Here is a 25,675-nt window from a genome sequence, read left to right on the forward strand (position 1 = left end):
TCATACAAATCATATTAAAAAAAATAAACAAAATCTTTATGCTTTTATAATATACAATTTTTAATATTTTTATTTATAATAAAATAATTAATTAGATAAGTATAGGCAGTCTTGAAAAATATAAATAAATATATTATAATATGGATATAATAAATTCTCAGGATATTTAATGACATTAACAAATGTAGTTACAATCAAAAGTAAAAACGGTATGCATTTAAGACCTGCAGGGATACTTTCTCAAATATCTAGTAAAAGTGATTATTCAAATATAGGAATCTTTTTACTATATAACGGTATAAGGGCAGATGCTAAAAGCGTATTTAATATTATGGGACTTGGAGCATTTCAAGGTGCGAATCTCATTTTAGAAATAGAATATGAAGAAGGAATGGAAGATACGGCAAAACAGGCAGAAAAAGAATTGATAGAATTCTTTGAAAAAGGCTATATTTATGCCGAAGTTCCTGAAGAAGACTGATAATTTCAAATTTATTATTTATATAATCATATATAAAAAGGGTATTTAATGATTAGTTATTTTGTAATAGTTATGCTGGCAATATCTATTATTGTCGTTATGATTTTAACAATTAAATTTAAAGTTCATCCATTTATAGCTATGTTATTAGTTGCTATATTTCTAGCTTTTACGCTTCATATTCCATCTAATAATAATTATGATACTAATTATATAACTGCAATATCTGCCTTGATAGGCAAAGGTTTTGGAAATGCATTAGCAAGTGTAGGCATAATAATAGTTTTAGGAAGTATTATAGGCAATATATTAGAAATGTCAGGAGCAGCCTTAAAATTAGGCGAAATAGTATTAAGAATAGTAGGCAAATCTCATCCTGCATTGGCTATGAATATATTAGGCTTTATAGTATCTATACCTGTATTTTGTGATTCAGGATATTTAATACTTACTCCTTTAAGAAAAGCCGTTGCCAAAAAAAGCGGAGCATCTCCTGTAGCATTATCTGTTGCTTTATCTACAGGACTTTATGCCTCTCATGCTTTAGTGCCTCCAACGCCAGGACCTGCTGCCGTTGTAAATTTATTCGGACTTGAAGCACATCTATTAACTATTATAATTATAGCATTAATAGTTGCTATTCCAACTTCTTTAGTAGGTGCTGCATACGGTATATTCATTGCAAAATATATAAAAAAACCTAATTATCCTGATAAGTCTCCTATATATGAAACTTTAATAAGCGATATGGGAGGACTTCCGCCTGCTTGGAAATCTTTAGCACCTATATTAGTTCCTATAATATTAATGTCGATTGGAAGTATTGTAAGATTTGATTCATTTAGGCTAGGAAGCGGAATAATAAAAAACATATTTATATTTTTGGGAGAACCATCTATGGCATTATTCATAGGTTTTTTATTTTCGCTTCTTTTAACGCATAAATTTAATAAAGAAGAAATATCTATGTGGATAGGCGATGGTATAAGGTCTTCAGGAAGTATATTGGCTATAGTAGGAGCAAGCGGTGCATTTGCTGAAGTTTTAAAATCTACGGAATTAGCTAATATAATACCAGAATTAGGACATATATTCAGTTCATTAAATATAGGATTGATACTGCCTTTTATTATGGCATCAGCATTAAAAATAATGTTAGGATCATCAACAATAGCAGTAGTTACAGTAGCTACTCTTTTTGCTCCTTTACTTAATACATTGGGATTTAATACTCCTATATCGCAAATATTAGTATTAATGTCTATAGGAGCAGGATCTATGATAGCATCGCATGCTAATGACAGCTATTTTTGGATAGTAGTAGAATTATCAGGATTAAAAATAAATGATGCATATAAAGCAAGAACTTTAGCTACATTTGTTCAGGGTATTACTGCTCTCATTATTATAATGATACTTGCTTTTTTATTTAGATAATAATATTATATATTCTCTTTATAATAATAATATTATAATTTTTTGGAGTAAATAATGCTTAAAATAAAAATTATTAATAAATCTAAAAATGCATTGCCTAAATATCAAACAGAAGGCTCATCGGGGTTGGATTTGCATGCTGATTTGGAAAGCCCTATAACTTTAAATAAAAATGATATAGTTCTAATACCAACAGGGCTTTTTATTGAAATACCAGAAGGATATGAAGCACAGATTAGAAGCAGAAGTTCTTTAGCATTAAAAAACGGAATATTCTGCCTAAACTCGCCTGCAACAATAGACAGCGATTATAGAGGAGAATTAAAAATTATATTAGCTTCTCTCACAGATAATCCTTTCATAATAAATAATGGCGATAGAATAGCACAAATGGTTTTTTCTAAAGTTGAAAAAGCTTATTTTGAAGAAGTGAATTTACTTTCAGAAACTAAAAGAGGAGAGGGCGGATTTGGAAGTACTAATAAATAGTATTGATATAATATTATTTATTATGTATAATTTATGTATATGAGAATATTAAAAGTATTTTTTAGCATAATATTTATATTTTCCGTAATTTCCTGCGGACTTCCTGATGTTACAGGAATAACATTAGAATTAAATCAGCCTTATATAACAAAAATTATACCGGGAAATAATGAAATAACTGTTGAATTTCAATCTCAAAATAGTGAGCCGTCATTCAGCGGATATAATATATATTTCGGCGATAAAACTAATCCTAAAAAATATAAGCTATATAATCAGCAGAAAGCACTGCCTACTATGATAGATAAAGGCTCGGATATAATAAAAAAATATACTTTCACTATAAAAGTAGGAAGCTACTATTCAACAAATAATACAGATATAGATACATTAAGAGAAAATGATTTAAATAATGGAATTCCAATTTATGTTTGGGTTGGTGCTTATCAAATAACGCCTCAATTAGAAAGTTATTACTATTATGATAATTTTGTACAAATGGGTACTCCCAGACCTGAGGCTTTGAATCAAACTATAAGACCAAATAATAATTTAAATATTGAAGGAAGAGATTTAGCCAGACTCATAAATAATGCAGGAGTATTATATTTTCAAAATGTAAACAATACAAGTATGATGATGTTAGCAGGCAATTCTTTATACGATGTTGTTGTTCCTCCTGAAAATGGGTATGGAAATATTGACTTGCAAGTAAAAGCAAACAGGCTTTATTTAATAAAAATAACAGAGGGAAATAATGCTTATTATGGTAAAATATATGTAAGGAGTGTAAATGGTATTAGCAGTATTACAGCTGATTACTGCCGTCAAACTGCTGCAAATATCTTAAGTTATTAATTATGAAAAAAACAATAATATTTATAATATCATCTATTTTTTTGCTTACTTCCTGCAATGAGGAGCTTATAACAATAGTAGATGAATACAATTCCCCTTATGATATAAAAGCAATAGCCAGCAATAATGCTGTATATATAAGCTTTTGGTCTGGAGTAATAGCTTCTGATTTTGCAGGCTTTAATTTATATGCAGGGCAGGCTAATACTTTTACACAGCCTAATGATGCTATAAAAAGCATATCTAATACTTTTCCAACTATACAAGGCTCAAATCATACAAGAACTAATTTTATTATTCAATTACCTAGCAATTTTGTTAATGGCACATTATACTATATAACAGTTACAGCGTACGGCACAAATGATTTAGTTGATAAAAAATATATAGAAACAAAAATAACTCCAGAATATATAGTACCTGTAATTCCAAGAAATGAAGGCGATGGAAATGGAAATACTTTGATAGCTAATGGGCAGAATTTAGGTACAATAAGTGCAGGAAAAATAACATGCTCCGGTAATTGGAAAGTTCAGTATTTCGGTTCTCAAAACAGTATAAATAATGTTATCATTCTTACAAATCATAATGATAATTCATTTGACACTGATGCTGTATATTCCATTAACGGATTGTATATATTCAAAGATGGGAATTCTCTTGCTAAGATATGGATAAAATCCAACACTCAATATAGATGGGCATATCAGGCTAATGCTTCTAGCTGGTGGGGAATATAATTTTAAATTACAGCTAATATTTCTATTGTTTTTTAATTTTATATTGCTGAATCTAAATTGATTTTATTTAATAAATAAATGAAAATATTTTTTTAGTTATTTTATTAATTATTAAATTTGTATAAATGTCTTTTATAATTGACTTAATTTCAATTAAAAAATAATAGAGCCTATAATTAAAACTATAGACTCTATTTAATAGGAAGTAAATATATCTTATCCTCTGGACTGTCTATCTTTCCATTGTTTAATAATTCTTTCAACCTCATCTCTTAAATATGAAGTATTCTTAACTATATCTTCAGGTTTCCAGCCTTGCTTATACATTTTTATGATAAGCTCTTCTTTTTTACTATCTGTTTTTAATGTTTTAGCTTTCTTATTAGAAGATTTAATATCTTTATCTGACATATATTTATCAGCATTATCAAGAAGAGTTTCTAAATATCTGACAAAATATTCGGCTCTCTCCAAATTCTTAACTATACTCTTATCATAATCATCATACTGATTTTTCATACGAACAAGATTTTCTCTTTGATTTTGTATCTCGTCAATTATGATATTAAGTTCTTCCAATTTGGAAATAAATAGCTGAACTTTTTTATCATTCTTATCGATTTTAGCCATATCTCTTTCTAAAGAATAAACCTTATCCATAAAGTTTTTTCTTGTATCTTCAACATCAGCCATAGCAGCTTTTATGCTATCAACCCTTTCTAAAATAGTTTCTGTTTCTATTTCAGCTTTTCTTATTTGCTGCAATATATCATCTGCATACTCTTCTTTATCTTTAATGAATGAAAGTTTATTTTCTATTTGAGATGCTATATCTATAACAACCTGTATGCCTTCCTCTGCATGTTCTATCATAGCATTATTTTCTGCTATATTAACGAATCTTTCCTGAATTTCTCCAGACATCTCCATTAGTAAATTAACTTTCTCATAAGTATCTTTCAAGCTGTCTTTTTCTTTTTTAATAGTATCAGCATAATCTAATATCTCACTATGTATTTCCTTTAAATTTTCAAACTCAGACATAGTTTTATTCATATCAGCAGATGCTAACTTAGTATTTTCAGCTAAAACTGATAATTTAGAAACATCTTCTTTTATAGAATCTGCCATTTCCTTAGCATTATCAAATACCTTTACAATACTCATATATTTTTCAATATCATCTGCTATATTATCAATCTTTGATTTTACAGCATTATACTCTAAAGAAATATCATTAGTTTTTACTTCAAGCATTTTATCAATAGATTCAACTGCATCATTCAATTTTAATTGTAAATCATCAGTTCTATTTTCAAAATCCTTGAGTATAATATTTGTTTTCTCATCATAGCTCAAATTAATATTTTCAAGTCTTACATCTATTTCAGAAGAATACTTAGCTATATCATCTTCTAAAGCAGAAACAATATCTTTCATACTTGCAATTCTATTATCATACTCATCTAAATTATCATTATGAGCTTTTATTATCTCATCTTTAGCATTTTGTACATAGCCCTTAGCATCATTTATAAGAAGAGATAATGTTTGTTCTAAATTAGAATTAAGCCTTGCTATATATTTATCATATTTATCATTAGTATTCTCCTCTATAGCCTGAACGCTCTCTTCTATGATATTATTAGCTTCTTCTATTCTAATATTAACAGCTTCCGATATAGATTCTTTCAAAGCAGATAAAGATTCTGATAATCCTTCATAATGTGCTTTTAATGCATCAAACTCAGAATTCTTTTCTTCTAATAAAGTATTCATCTTTCTGGAAACATTTTCTAATATAGAATCAAATTCAGTTACCTTATTTTCAATAGTAGATTTAGCATTATTAGACAGCTCTTCTAATCTTGCATTAAATTTCTCACCCTGAAGTTCTATATCATTAGAATATATATTTATTTTATTATGAAGCTCTGAAGCTTTCTCTTCTATTATAGATTTTAATCTCTCTATAGAAGGTGCAAACTCATTTTGCAAACTATTCATCTGTTCTTCAACTTCCTTGAGTTTTTCTTTATTATTCTCAACAGAAGTTAAAAACTCATCTTTTATACTCAAAGCCTGCTTCAAATCAGATACAGCATCTTCCACAGAAGTATTTATATGAAGTTTGGTATCGTCAATCTGAGAGTATAAAGATTCTATTTTTTCATTATATTCTTTATAAGCCTCTTCAAATAATTTAGAGAAATCTTCATAATTTTTATCCTGTCTGTCAGTATAGAACTTTTCAGTTGTCAAATACATTTCTTTTAATTTTGCAACCTCATCGCTATGCATAGACTTAATATCATCGATAGCCCTTTCGCCTTCTACGCCTATAGACATTTTTAATTCGCTCATAAACTCTTCTTGATAAGTATCTATTTTCTTCTTAAAGTCTGTTATATTATCTTCTAATTGTTTATTCATATTATTGAAGGCATCTGTAATTTTATTATTAATATCATTTTCTATGTTATGTATAGCACTTCTTACATCAGAGAATTTTTCAAACTTTTTCATTTCATTAGTTATAAAATTCTCAACTATAGCCATTATATTAGGAGATAAATCATTAGTTTCTTTAGTAACAGCCTCATTAAATGAAGCAGTAAGGCTGTTAATATATTCTTTTGCCTTATTAAATACATCATTATTTTCTTCTGTAAATTTGCTTCCAATAGAATTAATATACTCTTCAGCTTCTTTAACTTTAGTACTGAATGCCTCTTCTTTCTCTTTTATCTTAGATGAAGCTGTATCTGCTGCCTCTGCTACAGCACTTGCCAAACTGTCTATCTTATTTCTTATATTGATATCAGAGTTCTTAACCATATCCATAAGTGCTTCTCTTTCTTTGCGTACAGTTTCAACTTCCTGTGATATATGTTTTTGAGACTGACTCAACATTCTAAGTTCATTTTCTTGTTCTTTTATATTAGCTTTTATAGTATTTACTAAAGAATTAATATCATTTTCAGCTTCATTAATTTTATTAAATATATCTTTAATTTTACTATTTTCTAATTCGCTTATTTCTCCCTTAGCATCATCAACTTTACCGCTTATATCTGAAAGCATTTTATAAGCATCATTTTTAATACTATCTACTTCAGTAAGTATAGCATCTTTATAGAATTCTTTTATTCTATCAGGAGAAGCATAAGCATCTTCAAAATAAACTATTCTATCCTCTATACGCTTTCTAAACTCATCATTAGATTCTTCAAATACTTTTATAATATCATCTCTAAATGAATCAGTAAGATATCTTAAATCCGTATCCATAGAATCATTTTGAATACTTTCAAACATATCAGCAACTTGTCTTCTTTCATCTTCAATCATATCTATAACTTCATCTCTGTTTATAGTATCAAATGAAATCTTATTTTTCAAAGCTTCTATACTGTCAATGATATTAAGTTTCTCTTCATTAAATAAATTCATTGCAGCATCTTGTTCTTTTATAAGCTCTATTATAGATTTTCTAAAGTTTATAAACTCATTGAAGATTCTATCTGAATCCGCAATACTTGAAGAATTATCTGAATAAACAGCACCGCTTTCATATTTAAGTTTTATATCATCTATTTCAGCCATCAATCTGTCTCTTTCTGACTGTAAAACCTCAGCTAAATCTTTTATATTGCTTATTCTGTCATTAAATTCATTTCTAAATCCTATCATCTCATTAGACAGATTTTCTTTATATCTCTTTATACTTTCAGAGAAATCCTGCTCTAATATTTGGAAATCATCTTTTATTCTAGCATTGTACTGCTGAGCCATATTAGCCAAATCATTATTAGTAGGAACATTACCTAATATATCATTTCTTAATGAAACAAATTCATTTCTTAATGTTTCTTTTTCCTCTTCAAATATCTGACTTATATTTTCTAATGTAGGCATATCTCTAAGTATATCATCTTTCATCTCAAGCAGCTTATTTTCAACAGCTTCCTGCTCTTTAGATAAAACCTCCGCAACAGCCTCTACAGTAGAATAATTTTCTTCTATATTTTTTCTAAATGCCTCTAAAGTTTCATTTATTTTAGCCCTTTCATCTTCTATTAATTTTTCAATATAAGAAGCATCAGCTTCGCCATTAGCAACTTTATCAGCAGCTTCTTCTTTTCTATTTTCTATAGAAGAATCAATATCAGACTTATAACTATCTATAAGTTTTTCTATATCTTCTTTGGATAAAGAATTATCTTTTATACTGCTGATTTCTTTTTTTATCTCATCAAATGATGAATGCAAATCAGCTTTTTCAATATCTAAAAGATTATTCAAATTATTTAAATAGTCTTTTTTAACTTCTTCAAATCTTTCCTCTGCAGATATATATTCAACTCTTACTGCTGATTTGAAATGATCAAGCTCATCTATTAATTTTGCTTTCTCCTCTTCAAATATTTTAGCAAAATTCAAATTATCCGTTTGATTATTTAGAATCTCATTTCTAAACTCTTCAAATTCATTAGTGATTTCTGATTTTTCAGATACAAATAATTCAGCAAGCTCTTCCATATTAGGCACAGAATTTATTATTTTGTTTTTAAACTCCTCAAAGTCATTTAAAATATTCATATCTTTTTGAGAAATCTCTTCTGTTATCTTATCATAAACTTCTTTTCTAAACTCATCTATAATATTGAGTAATTCTTTTTTATCTTTAGCTAATTCATTAGAAAGTTTTAATGTATTAGTGTTAAGCTCATTATTTATCTTACTAATATAAGATTCTAAAGCTTTTATTTTTACATCAACTCCCTTATTAGAACTATTAATATCTTCTTTTATAGATGAAATATTATTCTCTAAATAATCTATAGTATGCCTGCCTTCAGTTTTTAATGAATCCTGAAGATTTACAACTTTAGATTTTACTTTATTTTCATATTCATCTAGTATAGAATCTAATTGTTCGCTGTATTTAGAAATATCCAATGCTAAAGAGCTTTGATTATCTTCAATCTCTTTTATTCTATAATCAAAAGTATTCATCTGCAATTCTATATTAGAAACATTTTCTTCCAATTTAGAGTCTAATTCCAATTGCTTACCTGCTATATTTTCTTTTAATGCTTCTATCATAGTAATTATTTCAGAATACTGTTCATTATCAAATATATTATCTTTAGCATTATCTAAACTATTTGTAATAGCATTAATATTAGTATCTTTCCAAGAATTTAAATCTTTTTCCATAGCCTCTATTTTTGATTTGAATTCCATAAAAGAATTATTAAAATACAATTCTAATTCCTGTTTCAATACAGCAAAACTTGCAGCTATAGTATCGCCGTACAATTCCACAACCTTATTTTCATCAGACCAAACATCTTCAAAATATTCTACGCGTTTTTCAAGTCTGCTTTTGAACTCTTTAGAATCTTTCTCTATGCTATGAACTAAATCATCTTTTATAGATACTATACTATTATTGAAGCTGTCAAATATATTATCTAATTTTCCTTCTAATTTATTAAACTCATCTCTATTGATATAAGATTTAGGCAAAGAATTCATAACATTATTAAACTCTTTATATATTTCCTCTTTGCTTTCTAAAATCTTATCTTCTAATTTAGAAAAGTCTGATATTTGAGGTATTATGCTTTTCTTAAACTCTTCAAAACTATCATTAAGTTTCTTAAAGTTATCATAAATATCTGTAATATCTTCCTGAACTGCTATAATATCTTCAATACCTGCAGAAACTTCTTCATTTTCTTCTTTATCTTCTTTGTAAACTGCATTGGCTATATTATTTTTTAATTCTTCCAACTCTTCAGAAAGTCTTATAACTTCATCATTCAAGCTGATATCAGCACCTTTTACATTATCTTTAATTGCAGATAAGTCTTTCTCTAAATCTTCTATTTTTGAAAAATCATCTCTAAGAGTATTTAATGACTCCTCTAATCTGTTTCTTTCTTCAATCAAATCCGTATAATTATGATTATCTCTTATAGAAGCAGCTTCATCTCTAAATTCATCTATAGCATCTGATATCATAGATTTATATTCTGATAATGATGATTCCAAATTAGCAACAGAATCCTCATTATTATTTATTTTAGCAGTTAATGTTTCAAGTACATCATCTATAGAAGCCTGCATTTTTGCTTTTTCAGAATTAAGCATAGAAATAAACTTATCATCGGAAATAGTCAATATATCATCTTTTAGTACTTCAAAAGAAGACTTCAAAGCATCAACTTCTTTTATTAATAATTCTTTCTCATTTATAGAATATTGAATCATATTATTCTTATCAAGCACAGCATCTTTTATCTCATCTATAGACTTATCAAAATCTCTAGTTAAGCTTGAATATTTAGTATCTATCTCTTCTTTTACATTATTAATCTCATCTATTAGCGATAGTTTTACATTTTCTATATCTTCTAATATATCAGTTACAGAAGAAATTTTTTCGCTGTATTTTCCAAACAATGATAATATTTGTTCATTATTAGCTATAAAATCATTAACCTGAGCTTTAAATCTTTCATTGATATTAGATTTTAAATCTTCAAATTCATTAGATAATTTAGATATTGAATTATAAAGTTCTTCTTTTTCTAAATCCATTCTATTTGAAATTAATTCAGCATGATTTTCTAATTGTCCGTTTACCTCAGCAACAGAACTCTCTATAGCCTCCAATTTTCCTGCTATATCCATCAAGCCGTTATAATCTATTTTTTCTTTAAACTCATTATATAACTCTGATAATTCATTTTTTATATTTGCAAATGAATTTTCCTGTTTATCCTTCATTTCTGCTTCATAATGAGTTATTCTTGAAACTATCTCTTCTTCTTTATTTGAAAGTATATTATTAATTTGAGATTCCAAATTATCTACAACATCTCTAAATTTAGAATCAGATTCTTCTATCATTTTTGATACAGCATTACTTATGCTTTGATTCAAATTATTAAATGAATCATTTATCATTATATCCAAATTATATTTATTCTTCTCAAGCTCTTCTAACTTTTCTCTTATATCAGCTTCTATTTTTGAAGAATATTCATTTAAATAATCATCTATATAACCTTTATTAGTATCAACTCTTGCTTTCTCTATCTCTATTCTCAAACTGTTGGAATACTCATCTAATGCATTTCTATTATTCTCATAAGCAGAATTTAACATTTTAGAATAATCTTCATAGTTAGAAATTATATTTCTTCCTATATCTTCTAAATTCTTAATTATAGATTCATTTTCTTCAAGTCTGTAAGATTCTATATTTTTAAGTTCTTCTTCATACTTTGCAACAGCTTCTTCTATCATACTGCTGAATCTATCAGTATCAGAAGTCAATCTATTTTCTAAATCAGAAATTCTGTCATTTACAGAATGCAATTTTTCTTCAAGACGAGTATTAATCTCACTTTCTTTTCCTAATATTTCATCTTTAATAGAAGCTATCATCTTAGCAATAATACCGTTTTTCTTATCTTTTGAACTTTCTATAAAGCTGTCAATATTTTCCTTAGCCTCTTTTAATTTTTCTAAAAGCAGAGACAAATTATCATCTTTCCAAATAGATATATTATTTTCTATCTCATCTATCTTTCCCTGAACATCAGCAAAAATTTCAGATTTAAGCTCATCAATTTCAGGTCTTATAGCACTGTCATAAAGTTTTAAAGCCTTATTAGGGTCAGACCAATTATCTTCAAAATATGAAACTCTCTTATCTATTAAATCTTTAAACTCTTTATTGCCTGATTCTAATTCATCATATAAAGAATATAATTTTTCTCTATTATCATCAAATACATCTCTGGAAACTGTATTATCTTCTAATATATCTATTTTCTCTTCCAAAGAATATTTAAACTCAGAAAGCTCTTCAAATAATTTATCAACATCGGTTCTTAAATTAGTATCAACCCCGTCTAAACTGCTCTTTAAATTATAAACTTCACTTTCTAAATCATAAAGTCTTTCAAAGTCATCTCTCAAAGAATTAAATGTTTCTTCTAATCTGGCTTTTTCATCTTCTAAAGCCTCTAAAGAATCATTATTTTTTAATTCATCTAATTCATATCTGAATGCTTCAATATTCTCTAATATAAAATTTTTCTCATCATATACGGCATTTTTAAATTCTTCTATATTAGTATTAGAAGCATCTAACTTTGCTATTATATCATTAGTGAATGAATTAAATGTCTCTTCAAATTTTTCTTTCTCCTTTTCAAATAGGGCAGGTATACTGTCTCTATTAGCATTTAATACATCATCTTTGAATAAGATAAAATCATCTCTCAATTTTTGCATCTGCTCATTATTTAATACAATGCTTTCTATATTGATAAACTTATCATCAAAATGTTTCTGCAGATTATCATATCTTTCATTGACACTTATTATTCTTGCATCAATTTTTTCATGCAAATCTTTAATCTTATCTTCAAATTTATTTATATAATTCTGATTAATTTCCAAATCATATATTTTTCTCTCTAAAGCATCGTATTTATCTTCAACACTTAAAAGTTTAGTATCTATTCTTCCATAGAAATCTTTAACTTTATTTTCTATCTTATGAATATAGTTTTCGCCGTAAATTACCTCATCTGTTTTATGCTCTATTTTTTCTATAGTAGATGAAATCTGTTTATTTGCCTTTTCTTCAAACTCATTCATAGATTCATTAAATCTAGCTTCCAAATTATCAAATGAAGATTTTAATATATTATCCAATTCTTCTTTTGCTTCATCTAATATATTAATCTTATCTGATATTTTAGCTTCTAATTTATCAGAATAGTCTTTCAAATATTCATCAATATGTTCTCTTTCACTTGATAAATGCTTCTCTTCTATTTCCGTTCTTGCATTTTCTATTTCATCTTTAATAGAATTAGAATAATCTTTCAATGAATTAAGAGAATTATTATAAACCTCATCTATAAGCTTAGAATAATTTTCGTATGAAACTCTTATTTCTTTTCCTACATTATCTATATCATCTAAAAGTCTATTATTCTCATCTAATCTATAATGTTCAATATTTTTTATCTCTTCATCATATTTAGCCACAGCATCATTTACAGTATTATAAAGATTTTCTAAATTTCTGCCTATATCATCATTTAATTTATTATCCATAATAGATAATTTATCTTCTATACCTTTAACTCTATTATCTATATCTTTTACTCTATCATCTATAGCTTCAAATACAGATTTTTCTTTATCATCTATTTTTGATAATAAATCATTGATAATGGATTCTCTCTTAACTTCTGATTCATTTAAATAATTGGATATGCTTTCTTTAGCAGTATTTAATTGTCTTGCAAGTTCATCTATATTATTTTCTTTCCAGCTAGATATATCATTATCTATAGAATCTATTTTATTTTTCAAATAATTAATAGAATTTTCAAATTTAATTTCATTATCATTTCTGATATTATCTAATTGTTCTCTTATATCAGCTGAGAATATATTTTTAAGCTTGCTGCTGTCAGACCAAGTATCCTCAAAATAATCTATACGCTTTTCAAGTCTGTATCTGAATTCTTTATTATCATCTTTTATTTGATTAAATAATTCTGATAATTTTTCTTTCTCTTTAAGGAATAGCTGCTCTATAATACCGCTGTTTTCAGAGTTTGAAATTAAATCATCTTTAATAGAAGAAAGTTTATTATCAAATTCTTCTTTTTCATTTGATATAAGAGCTTCTAATTCAGAAGATTTATTAATATTATCCTCTATCTGAGATTTCACATCATCAATGCTTGAACTTAATTTGCTTACATTTGAAGTGATATTTGCAAGTTCTATAGAATATTCATCTAAGTCTCTCACTATATCATCTTTTATTCTATCTTCAAAATCAGCTAATTTATTAGATAATGATTTAACCTCATCTTTTAATAAAATATCAACATCTGACATATTTTCTTTTAATTGATATAAATTATTTTCCAAGTTCTCAAGTTTAGAAAAATCCTCTTTTATGGCATTGAAAGAATCTTCTAATGCTTTTTTCTCTAAAGATAATTGTTCTATGGTATTATCTTTCTTAATGTTTTCTATTTCAGCTTCTAAATTATCAATCTTCTCTAATAAGTCTAATTTATCAGAAACTATTGCATCTTTTAATTTAATAACTTCATCATCAGTTATATTTACTCTATCAACTACAGCACTTGTAAACTCTTCAAATACATGCTCTATTTCTCTTTTTTTATCCTCAAACAAAGCAGGCACATTTTCATTATTAAATTTTAATGATGATTCTTTGAAAGCTTCAAAATCATTTTTTATATTTTCGAGTCTTTCTATAATAGAATTCTTCTCATCATTATGCAATGATATTAACTCATCTCTGTCTATTATAGAATCTTTAATAGTATCTATAACATCATCAAAATCATTGCTTAAAGAATTATATTTATCTCTCAAGTCTGAAGCCTCTTTTTCCAATCTTTCATTTACAGATTTTATATTTTCATCTAATGCTGACATATATTTATTAAACAATACAGCTTCTGTTTCTTTTCCTATATTTTCAATAGCTTCTAAAACTTTATTATCAGTTTCTTCTCTAAGTTTTGAAACAGCATTATTAAAATTATTTTCCAAAGTGCCAAAAGAATCTTTAACCATATTATCTAATTGAGATTTGGCATCATCAAGAATGCTTATCTTTTCTGACAATTCTTTATCTAATTTATCTGAATAATCTTTCAAATAGCTTTCTATATAATTTTTCTCATTAGATAAATGCTTGCTTTCTGATTCTTCTCTTGCTTTTTCAAGCTCATCTTTAACAGAAGAACTATAATCTTTTAAAGAGTTCAAAGAATTATTATAAGTCTCATTTATCAAAGAAGAATAATGCTCATAGCCGTTTTTTATATCTTCTATAATATTTTTAGAATCTTCAAATAATTTATCTGCCTCTAAATCTCTGTAGCTTTCTATATTTTTTATCTCTTCATCATATTTAGCCACAGCTTCAGTTAACATCTTATGAAGATTATCTAAGTTAGAAGCTATATCATTATTAAGTTTAGAATCTGTTTCTAATAATTTATTTTCTATATCAGATATTTTAGAATCTATATTAGAATAAATAGATTTCTCTTTCTCTTCTATTTTTGACAATAAAGTATTTAATATATTCTCTGCCTTAATATCAGAATTATTTATATACTCTGATATGCTATTTTTAGCTTCTTCCAATTGAGATAATAATTCATTAATGCTGCCGTCTTTCCAAGCTAATATACTGCTGTCAATAGAATCTATTTTTTGCTGCAGCTCATTTATATATTCATCTCTAAATGAAGCTAAATCTGTATTTAATGATTCTATTTTTGTATTTATATCATTAATATTATTTTCTTTCCAAACTGATATATCATCATTCATAGAATTCATTTTTTCTTTAAGCTCATTAATAGAATTTTCAAATATTAATTCTGTATCAGATTTAATATTTTCTATTTCATCTCTAATATCAGATGAGAATAATGCCCTTATTCTTCCATTGTCAGACCAAGTATCCTCAAAATATTGTATGCGTCTTTCTAATCTGTCTCTAAACTCTATATTATCATTATGAACTTTATTAAATAAATCATCTAATTTTCTAACTTCTTCATTAAATAAACTCTCTGTATTCTCATTTCTGCCTGATACTGAAAGCAAATTATCTTTAATAGAACTCAATTTATTTTCTAATTCTTCTTTATTTTTCAAAATAAGCTCTTCCAATTCAGAAGATTTATTTATAGAATCAGACACCGCATTTTTAATTAAATCAATATCGGTACTAAAATTATCATATTGCTTATTTAAGCTGCTTTCTATATATTCTTTATTTTCTTTTATTTTATTTTCAAAAGAATCAAATATCTTATTTTCTAGAGAATCAAATATTTTATTTTCAAAAGAGTCAAACTTTCCTGATAAATTTAATACTTCATCTTTTAAATTTATATCAGTATAATTCATACTGTTTTTTAATTCGTATAAATCATTTTCAAGTTCTTCAAGCTTTAATAAATCTTTTTTCATCGAATCAAATGATTCTTCCAAAGCCTGTTTTTCTAAACTTAATTGAGTTATAGTATCATCTTCTCTTAAAATATCTATTTCAGATTTTAAATTATCAATCTTTTCTAAGAGTAATAATTTATCTTCAGAAAGCAAATCTTTTATATAATTAATATCGCTTTCTGAATTATTTACTCTGTCTAGTAAATCATTAGTGAACTCTTCAAATGCCTTCTCTATTCTTTCTTTCTCTTCATCAAATAGGGCAGGTATATCATCTTTATTTGCAGTTAATGCTTCATTTTTTAAATTGTCAAATTCATTTCTAAGTTCATCTATTTTTTCTGCTATAATATCTTTTTCAGAGTTTTGAAGTTCTATAAGCTCATCTCTGTCAAGTATAGAACTTTTTACCATATCTAAAGCCTCTTCAAAATCAATACTCAATTCTTTATATCTATTTTTTAAATCAGATATTTCATTATCAAACTTTGAAGATAAATTATAAATCTCATTATCTATTTTTGAATTAATAGCTCTTAAATGATCTTCAATATCATAAACATAATTTTTATAATCAAATAATCTTTCAGATGCATCTTTCTCTAATTTTTCAATAGTACTATTAATTTTAGCATCTGCCTCTTCAGTCAATTTTGATAAATTAATATTAAGAGTATTGAATGAATCTTTTATCATATCGTCTAATCTGTTTTTGCTTTCATTGAGCATATCAATTTTTTCATTGACTTTATTATCTAACTTAGAAGAATAATCTTTCAAATATTCATCAATATAATTCTTTTCATTGTTTATATGTTTATTTTCAGCATCCTTTCTAACTTTTTCTATTTCTGCCTTAATTTTATTAGTATAATCAGCCAAAGATGATAATGAATCTTTATATGTAGTGTTAATAAGTTTAGAATAATAATCATATCCTAACTGTATATCTTCTAATAATTTGTTTTTCTCTTCAGTTCTATGATGTTCTATATTTTTTATTTCATCATCATATTTATTAACGGCACTATTAACTATATTTTCTACTTCTTCTAATCCTCTGGCTATATTATCAGAAACTTCTTTATCAACTAATGATAATCTATTTTCAATATCTTCTATTTTGCTGTCTATTCTCTTGTAGATTTCATTTTCTTTATCTTCTATTTTTTCAAATATATCAGAAAGCAGTTCTTCTTTTATGCCGTCAGAAGATTTTAAATAATCATTTATAGTGCTTTTAGCATTTTCAAGCTGTTCTAATAATTCATTTATGCGGCTGTCTTTCCAGCTGGATATATCTTTATCTATACTATCAATTTTTTCTTTTAAATCATTAATATACTCATCTCTCCAAGAAGAAGCATCGCTGTTTATAGAATCCATTTTAGATTTTAAATCATTAACATAATTTTCCAATTTTATATCTGTTTCTGATTTTATACTATCTAATTCATCTCTCAAATCAGAAGCATACAAACTTCTAATTCTATTGATATCAGACCAAGTATCCTCAAAATAATCTATACGCTTTTCTAATCTATTTCTAAAATCAGAATTATCTGTTTTTATATTATTAAATAAGCTATCAAGTTTCTGTACTTCTTCAGTAAATAGATTTTCTATATTTTCATTTCTGCTTAATGCTTTGAAAAGATTTTCTTTTATAGAAGCAAATTTATTTTCTAATTCAGAAGATTTATTAATAGAATCTTTTAAATTATTCCTAACTTCATCTATACTATAAGACAAATTGTCAAATCTATCATCATCAGCCGCTTTATTTTCAAATTCTTCAAATCTGTCATATAAAATTTTTATATCATCTTTGAAATTTGCATCTATATTTTCAATATTATCTTTTAATTGATTTAAAACAGATTCTAAACCGCTGAATTTATCAAAATCTGATTTTATAACATTAAATGATTCTTCCAAAGACTGTTTATCTAAAGCTAATTGAGCTATTGTATTATCTTCTTTTATAGATTCTATATCTATTTTTATATTTTCTATTTTCTCTATAAATACAGTTATAGCATCTTTCATATAATTAATATCATTTTCAGAATTATTCATTCTATCTAATAGATTAGATGTAAACTCTTCAAATGCTTTCTCTATCCTTTCTTTTTCCTCTTCAAATAGGGTAGGGATATCATCTTGATTAGCTTTTAAAAGCTCATCTTTAAAAGAATCAAAATCAGATTTTAAAGTTTCAATTTGTTCAGCTAAAAGTTCTTTTTCAGAATTCTGAAGTTCTATAAACTCATCTCTGTCAAGTATAGAAGATTTCATAGTATCTACTGCTTCATCAAATTCACAGCTTAAATCTTTATATTTAGATTTTATATCAGATATTTCATTGTCCAATTTTGAAGAAATATTATAAATCTCATTATCTATCTTAATACTTATAGCTCTTATATGCTCTTCTAATTCAGATATATGTTTCTGCTCATTGAATAATTTTAAAGCTGCCTCTCTCTCTAATTTTTCAATAGCAGATTGTATTTGATTATTAGATTCTTCATTGAATTTTAACACAGCTTCATTCAAATTTGTATTGATAGTATAAAAAGATTCTTTAACCATATTATCCAATTGATTTTTACTTTCAGTTAAAATATCTAATTTTTCATTAACCTGAGATTCTAATTTATGAGAATAATCTAATAAATATTCATCTATATAATTTTTTTCATTAGTCAAATGTTTCTCTTCAGATTCAGCTCTTGTTCTTTCTATTTCGCTTTTAATATTCTCAAGATGAGTTTCCAATTCAGAAACAGCATCTTCATAAATTTTATCTATCATTATAGAATATTCTTCATAATCTTCTCTTATACTGTTTCCTAAATCTTCTATATCTGATATTATATTTTCAGCTTCATTAGCTCTATGATGTTCAATTTTTTTAATTTCTTCATCATATCTTGCAGCAGATTCATTTATTTTATTATGTATCTCTTCTAAAGAATTTCCTATAGCATTATTTAATTTTTCATCTATAGAAGATAATTTATTTTCAGCATTTAAAATCTTTTCATCTATACGGGAATAAATTTCGTTTTCTTTATTTTCTATACCATTAAGCATATCAATAAGAAACTGATTTTTCTTTCCTTCAGAAGTATTGATAAATTCTTCTATTCCTTTTCTGGCTTCGTATAACTGTCCAAGCAAATCATTCAAATTACCATTCTTCCAATCATATATATCCTGTTCTATAAGCTTCATTTTCTCTTTTAATTCGGAAATATGATTATCATATATAACATCAGCTTCTTTTCTTATAGCCTCAACTTCTTCTCTTATATCAGAAGCATACATACTTTTGATTTTAGTATTATCAGACCACATATCTTCAAAATAAGCTATGCGTTTTTCAAGTCTTTCTCTAAAGTCTTTATTATTTGAAGATAGATTTTCAAATATAGAATCCAATCTTTCTTTTTCACTATTTATTAAAGCCTCAGCTTCATTTCTGTCTAATAATTTTGACATATTATTTTTTGCAGATTCAAAATCTCTATTAAGAGTTTCTAAATCTCTGTATAATTTATCCGAATCTTTTTCTATTTTCTCTTCTAAATTATATTTGAAATCTTTTAATTTTTTAGATAAATCTTTAACATCATCTTTTAATCCGCTGTCAATTCCTTCCATTCTGTTTTTGAGATTAACAAAATCTTTTTCCAAATCAATTATTTTATCAAAATCATCTCTCAATGCAGTTAATGAATTTTCAAGTACAGCCTTTTCTTCAGATAAAACCTGAACAGTATTATCATCTTTTATATCATCAACATCTTTTCTTAAAAGCCCTATCTGAGATATTAAATGAGTTCTCTCTTCAGATAAAACATCTTTTATATAATGTATATCACTCTCATTATCAGTAAGCCTCATAAGTAAATTCTTACTAAACTCATCAAACATATTTTCTATTCTTTCTTTTTCCTCATCAAATAGGGCAGGTATTTCCACTTCATTAGTTCTAATTACCTGATCTTTAAATAATTCAAATTCTTCTTTTATATCATCTATTTGATTTTTAAGAAGCTCTTTTTCGCTGTTTGATAATTCTATTAACTCATCTCTGTCTATTATAGATTTCTTAATATCTTCCAATCTCATATTAAAATCTTCATTATTGTCAGATATATTTGACTGCAGTTCTTCTATCTGAAGAGAAAGAGTTTCTTTTACAGTTTCTATCATATTCGATATATCATTAATTTTTTCTAATCTATTATTATGATCATCTAATATAGCAATAACATTTTCATTATTTGAAATTAATTTATCAGCTTCATCTCTAAGCTTTTCATCAACATTATCTTTTAAAGAGATAAATTCATTTCTCAAATCTTCTAATGTAAGACCAAGACTGTCTCTAACTTCTGAGGCTGTATTAGATATAACTTTTTCAGCATACTTTTTAATCTTAGCAATATAATGAGATGCTTTTTTATTATTAGATTTTCTTATTTTAGCTAATATTTTAGAAAATCCGCTGTATAGAGTATTGAAAGAGTCATTTAAATCTTCATTCAAGCGATTAACTTCTTCATCTATTTTTAAAGAAGCCTTATTTAAATATTCATCTATATAATTAGATTCATTAGTAATATGCTTAGCTTCGGATTCTTCTCTTGCTTTTTCTATTTCATCTTTCAAAGTACTAACATAATCATTAAGAGATTTTTTTTCTGTATTATATAACTCTTCAAGCATATTAGTATACTGCTCATAATCTTTTCTTATGCAGGCACCAATATTTTCAATATCTTTAATAATGCTGTTATTTTCTTCAAGTCTGTAAGTTTCTATTTCTCTTATTTCTTTTTCATATTTATCTACAGCATTATTAATTAATTCTTTAAGTTCATCTAATTTTTCTAATGAAGTTTTTTCTAAACTAGAAAATATAGTTTCTGTTTTATTATCAATCTCTTCTTTTTTATCAGCTATATAAGAATCTATTTCTGATGTTTTTAAATCAATAACAGACTGCATATTATTAGCATTATCAATTATTTCATTAATTCTTCCGCCCAATTTTTCTATACGAATTTTATATTCATCACTCATCAAAGAGGCATGATGTTTTAATTCTTCATAATCGTCTTTTAAATTATTAGAATATTTTTCAAGCATAGCATTATATTCTGCACTAATGGCATTCAAATCAGCTCTTCTTTCATCTAGTACGCCGTCTATCTTTTTATCCAAAGAATTATATTTATCTTCTATATCAGACATCAATGCTTTTTCTTTATCTTCAGCATTCTCATATACTTTATTTATAGTGCGTTCAAAAGCATCTCTTCCATTTTCAACTCTATGCATTATATCTTCAATTTCATCTTTTATTTTATTTATGCTGCATCTTTTCTCATTCAAAATAGAATCAAATGCTTCTGCAGCCTGACGAAGCTCATTATGAAAAACATCTGCAGTTTCTTTTTTAGTTTCTTCATTGAATTTAATGTTTTCATTTATTGCTGAATTCATTTTATTTTTAAACTCATCTATAGAGTTTTCTATATTACTTATTAAAGCATTATGTTTTTTCTCGCTTTCATCAACCTGACTTATAACAGAATCAATACTGTCAGTTATAGCTTTCATTTTAGTCTGTTCATAATCATCTAAAATAGTTTTCAAATGAGATTTTAAATTCTCTATATAGGAATCGCTGTACTGTGAAATTTCTTTCTTTATACTTTCTATTTTTTCTTCAGTATCTTTTATTTCAGTATTCAATTTTTCATTGGCTGTATTTACTAATCCGTTAATTTCTTCAGAAGATTTTTCTAATATCTCCAAACGCTTTTCTATATTTTCTTTTATATTTGATTCAGTATCCTTGCTTAAAGTATCTATATCTGAAACAGCTTTATTATACTGCTCCTGAAGTATTGATAATTTTTCATATACAGCATTCAAATCTGAAGAAGCATTTTTTATATAAGAATCAATATTATTCTCCAATTCCATTTTTACAGAAGAAAATAATCTTTCTATTTCATCTGCTCTGTCATTTGCCTGAGTTTCTAAATCTTTATATAAATACTCCTTATGCAAGCTTAAAGAATCAAGTATCTCTTCCTGTTTATTATTAAGAATGGATATTATTTCAGAAGTCTGATAATGAGTTTCATCTATTTTATCTTTTAAAATATTGGTTTCTGTTTCTACATCATTTCTAAGCTCATTTATTTCTGCTATTAATGAACTTCTGGCATTATCTATAGAATACTCCATATTATCCTGAGCTCTAGTTAATATATCATCTCTCAATTTATCTATATCATTGACTATATCTTCAAATCTGCTTTCAGCTTTAAGCATAGTTTCTTCACTCATACCGTCTATAGATATGATTAAATCATTAAGCTCTTTTGTTTTATTTCTATAAAGAGTTATTACTCCGTCATCTTCATTTTCAAGCACATTTCTTATATGATTAGAGAAGTTCTCTATTTCAGCTACAAATCTGCTGTTAATATCATTTTTTAATGAAGAGAATTCATTTTCTAACTGACTAGCTTTTTCTGAATAGTCTTTACTTATATAATCTGCTTTATCTTTTATATCATCTATAGATTTCTCTAAAGAATATGCCTTTTGTTCTATAGAATCTAAAAACTCCTCTCTATTCTGGCTTATTTTTTCAAGTTCTTCTTTTAGGGTAGAGTAGAGTATCTCTTTAGTTTTTTCCATCTCATCTTTAAACTCTAATACGCTAGATTCTGTTATAGAGTTTAATCTGTTATGAATTGTATCTCTCAAACTATTAAGTTCTGTTTCTAATACATCTTTTGATTCGCTTAAAGTTCCATAACGATTTTCTATATCTTTAGATTTATTATCTATCTCATCAGCAAATGATGAATATTTATTTATAAGCTCGTCTCTGCCTTTTTCAAATAATTCAGCTAACTGTTCTATATTATGACGTGCTGTTCTTTCGGCAAGCTGAGTAAGCTGATTTGTAAATAATTCTTCTTTTTTAGCAACATGAATTTTGAATTCTTCTGTAAGAGCAGATATTTTCTCTTTTTCCTGTTCTGCCATAGTACTGTAATGAGCATCGCGGGCAAGAAGATTAGTTGTAAGAGCATCAAATCTCTTATAAAGTTCGCTTTCAAATTCATTTAATTTAGAATTATAAGATTCTATCAATTTATCCTGTATAGAACCTACATTTTTTTCTAATTCTGTCATTTTAGCTTTGACATCGGAAATTCTTTTATAAGTTTTTTCTATTGTATTTCTTTCTTTTAATACAGTATCTACTTTGTTAAGTATATCTAAATATGCTTCTTCAAGAGAATCAACCTGTTCTTGATATTGTGATACAGCCGCCTTATAATCTTTATATGATTCTATTCTTTTATTTAATTTAGCAAGGTCTTCTTCCATAGACTTACTTATAAAACCAGCTTTTTTTACGGCTATTTCTAAATCTATGGCATTATCCCTAACTTCAGAAATCTTTTCTTCTACAATACCTTCTAAAACCGCTTTTTCTTCAGCAAAGAAGTCATTAAAATTATCATAATTTGAATTTTTTTTATTATTGATTATACTATAAACACCGATAGATAATAGAGGAACAACAAAAGTAAGTATTAATTGAAGAAGAGGCGTCATAAAAAAACTCCGTAAATCTAGTATATTAACATAATTCTATATTATGTTAATATATATGTCAATAGTATCAGTATGAACGAATATCTATATATAGAAGAATTTTGAATAAAAAATCAGATTTTTATATATTATAATAAAAATATATTATGTAAACTTAATTTTAAGCTGAAATATAAATAATAATTATTTTTAAGCTGTATTTATATTAACTTGCAAAAACAGCATTATTTATATTATTTATATTATTTATATTTAATATCATAAACCTAAAATATAAATAAAAACTTAAAATATTATTTTAAAGCTAATTATTATTATATTCTATAAATAACAAAAGAATATTAGATAAATTTATATACTATTATAAAAAATAGTGTTATAAATAATAATAATTTACTAAATAATCATATTCCGATAATGTATATTATGTTTATTATTAATCAAATTATAAGCAAATAATAAATACCCATAAAGAACATCAAGTACATGCTGCCAAGGTCTTACACTGTTAGGGTTTCTTAATTCTACAGGCTCATTTTTCTCTATAGCTCTAACTATATCTGGTATTATTCTATATTTTGAAAAATCACCGCCGCCTATAACATTACCAGCTCTGGCAATTCCTATATTTTTATCATTAAAAAAAGATTTTTTATAACTTTTTATAATTAACTCAGCACATGCCTTAGAAGATGAATACGGATCATCACCGCCTAATATATCATTTTCTCTATAGCCCCAAGCCCATTCTTTATTTTCATATACCTTATCAGTTGTAATCATAACAGCACATTGTAAATTATCCAAAACCTTTATAGATTCTAATATATTTAAAGTACCCAATATATTAGTTTCATAAGTATATACAGGATCATTATAGCTTTCTAAAACTATAGGCTGAGCTGCTAAATGAAATATAATATCAGGATTAATTTCTTTAACTATATTTTTTATTTTTTCTAAATCTCTAATATCTTGTATATAAGACTTTACTTTTGTTTTTAAATCAATTAAATTATACAATGATAATTTTTCAGGCTCCAAACCTATACCATAAACATCTGAACCAATATTATTAAGAAACTCTGAAAGCCAAGAGCCTTTAAATCCAGTATGTCCTGTTATTAACACTTTCTTATTTTTAAATAAATCAAATATATTATTCATTTCCAAGTTTTCCATGGTGCATTGCCTTTAGACCACATTTCTTCTAATAAAACTTTATCTCTCTGCGTATCCATACACTGCCAAAAACCCTCATGCTTGAATGCAATAAGCTCATTATTTTTTGCTAATTCTCTTAAAGGCTTCTGCTCAAAAACGGTTCTATCATTTTCCAAATAATCAAATATTTCTCTATTTAAAACAAAAAAACCGCCGTTAATATAAGCATTATCGCCTCTAGGTTTTTCTATAAAATCTGTTACAGTATTATAACTATTTATACTTATAGCTCCCCATCTGGCAGGAGGAAACACAGCTGTTATAGTTGCTATTTTTTTATGACTCTTATGAAACTCCAATTCATCTTTTATATTAACATTAGATACGCCGTCTCCATAAGTTAAACAAAAAGATTCCTCATTTTTCAAATAATCATAAACTTTTTTTAATCTTCCGCCTGTTTCTGTATTCTCTCCAGTATAAATTAAATCTACAATCCAATTATCAACTTCGATATTTTCTGTATTAATATCTTTTCTAAGTATTTCTGATTTGTTTTCTTTAAAATTTATTCTCATATCATATAAATGCCTTCTATAATTATCAAAAAATTCTTTTATCATATAACCCTTATATCCTAAGAGAATAATGAATTCGTTTATACCATAATACGAATAATGCTTCATTATATGCCATATAATCGGACGCCCGCCTATTTCTACCAATGGCTTTGGTTTTAAAGCTGTTTCTTCTCCAAGCCTAGTACCAAGTCCGCCAG

The 25,675-nt window shown here is 26.1% G+C and carries 8 protein-coding genes; 5 read left to right on the plus strand and 3 right to left on the minus strand.

All coding sequences use genetic code 11. From position 1 onward, the window contains the following. The first annotated feature begins 169 nt into the window (after positions 1 to 169). The 5 genes from QZ288_RS01250 to QZ288_RS01270 are packed head-to-tail and all read left to right on the plus strand — an operon-like array spanning position 170 to position 4,005. Positions 170 to 481 (plus strand): HPr family phosphocarrier protein, encoded by a 312-nt coding sequence (locus tag QZ288_RS01250; protein WP_295154104.1) that lies wholly within the window; start codon positions 170 to 172, stop codon positions 479 to 481. Positions 482 to 529: 48 nt separating this feature from the next. Beyond that, positions 530 to 1,918 (plus strand): GntP family permease, encoded by a 1,389-nt coding sequence (locus tag QZ288_RS01255; RefSeq protein ID WP_295154106.1) that lies wholly within the window; start codon positions 530 to 532, stop codon positions 1,916 to 1,918. A gap of 54 nt (positions 1,919 to 1,972) precedes the next feature. Continuing rightward, positions 1,973 to 2,407, plus strand: a complete 435-nt coding sequence (gene dut, locus QZ288_RS01260; protein ID WP_295154108.1) for a dUTP diphosphatase — start codon at positions 1,973 to 1,975, stop codon at positions 2,405 to 2,407. A gap of 39 nt (positions 2,408 to 2,446) precedes the next feature. Further along, positions 2,447 to 3,265, plus strand: coding sequence for a hypothetical protein (locus QZ288_RS01265; RefSeq protein ID WP_295154110.1), 819 nt, complete (start codon positions 2,447 to 2,449; stop codon positions 3,263 to 3,265). Positions 3,266 to 3,267: 2 nt separating this feature from the next. Continuing rightward, complete coding sequence (locus tag QZ288_RS01270; protein WP_295154112.1) at positions 3,268 to 4,005, plus strand: hypothetical protein; 738 nt, start codon at positions 3,268 to 3,270, stop codon at positions 4,003 to 4,005. A 216-nt stretch (positions 4,006 to 4,221) separates the two neighbouring features. Here QZ288_RS01270 and QZ288_RS01275 read toward each other — a convergent pair whose 3' ends face one another. The 3 genes from QZ288_RS01275 to rfbF all read right to left on the minus strand — a co-directional run. Next, positions 4,222 to 23,733: a hypothetical protein gene (locus QZ288_RS01275; protein WP_295154114.1), complete on the minus strand. Its 19,512-nt coding sequence runs from the start codon at positions 23,731 to 23,733 to the stop codon at positions 4,222 to 4,224. A 396-nt stretch (positions 23,734 to 24,129) separates the two neighbouring features. After that, positions 24,130 to 24,915, minus strand: coding sequence for a CDP-glucose 4,6-dehydratase (gene rfbG, locus QZ288_RS01280; RefSeq protein WP_295154116.1), 786 nt, complete (start codon positions 24,913 to 24,915; stop codon positions 24,130 to 24,132). After that, on the minus strand, positions 24,897 to 25,675 hold a 779-nt coding region (gene rfbF, locus QZ288_RS01285; RefSeq protein ID WP_295154118.1), incomplete at its 5' end, for a glucose-1-phosphate cytidylyltransferase. The genes rfbF and rfbG, both read right to left, overlap by 19 nt.

Source organism: uncultured Brachyspira sp., from assembly GCF_910578695.1.
Taxonomy (GTDB): Bacteria; Spirochaetota; Brachyspiria; order Brachyspirales; family Brachyspiraceae; genus Brachyspira.

Bases quoted from the DNA above. Each gene is read 5' to 3' on its own strand.
- QZ288_RS01250 (WP_295154104.1), top strand. From the start codon at position 170: ATGACATTAACAAATGTAGTTACAATCAAAAGTAAAAACGGTATGCAT.
- QZ288_RS01255 (WP_295154106.1), top strand. From the start codon at position 530: ATGATTAGTTATTTTGTAATAGTTATGCTGGCAATATCTATTATTGTC.
- dut (WP_295154108.1), top strand. From the start codon at position 1,973: ATGCTTAAAATAAAAATTATTAATAAATCTAAAAATGCATTGCCTAAA.
- QZ288_RS01265 (WP_295154110.1), top strand. From the start codon at position 2,447: ATGAGAATATTAAAAGTATTTTTTAGCATAATATTTATATTTTCCGTA.
- QZ288_RS01270 (WP_295154112.1), top strand. From the start codon at position 3,268: ATGAAAAAAACAATAATATTTATAATATCATCTATTTTTTTGCTTACT.
- QZ288_RS01275 (WP_295154114.1), bottom strand. From the start codon at position 23,733: ATGACGCCTCTTCTTCAATTAATACTTACTTTTGTTGTTCCTCTATTA.
- rfbG (WP_295154116.1), bottom strand. From the start codon at position 24,915: ATGGAAAACTTGGAAATGAATAATATATTTGATTTATTTAAAAATAAG.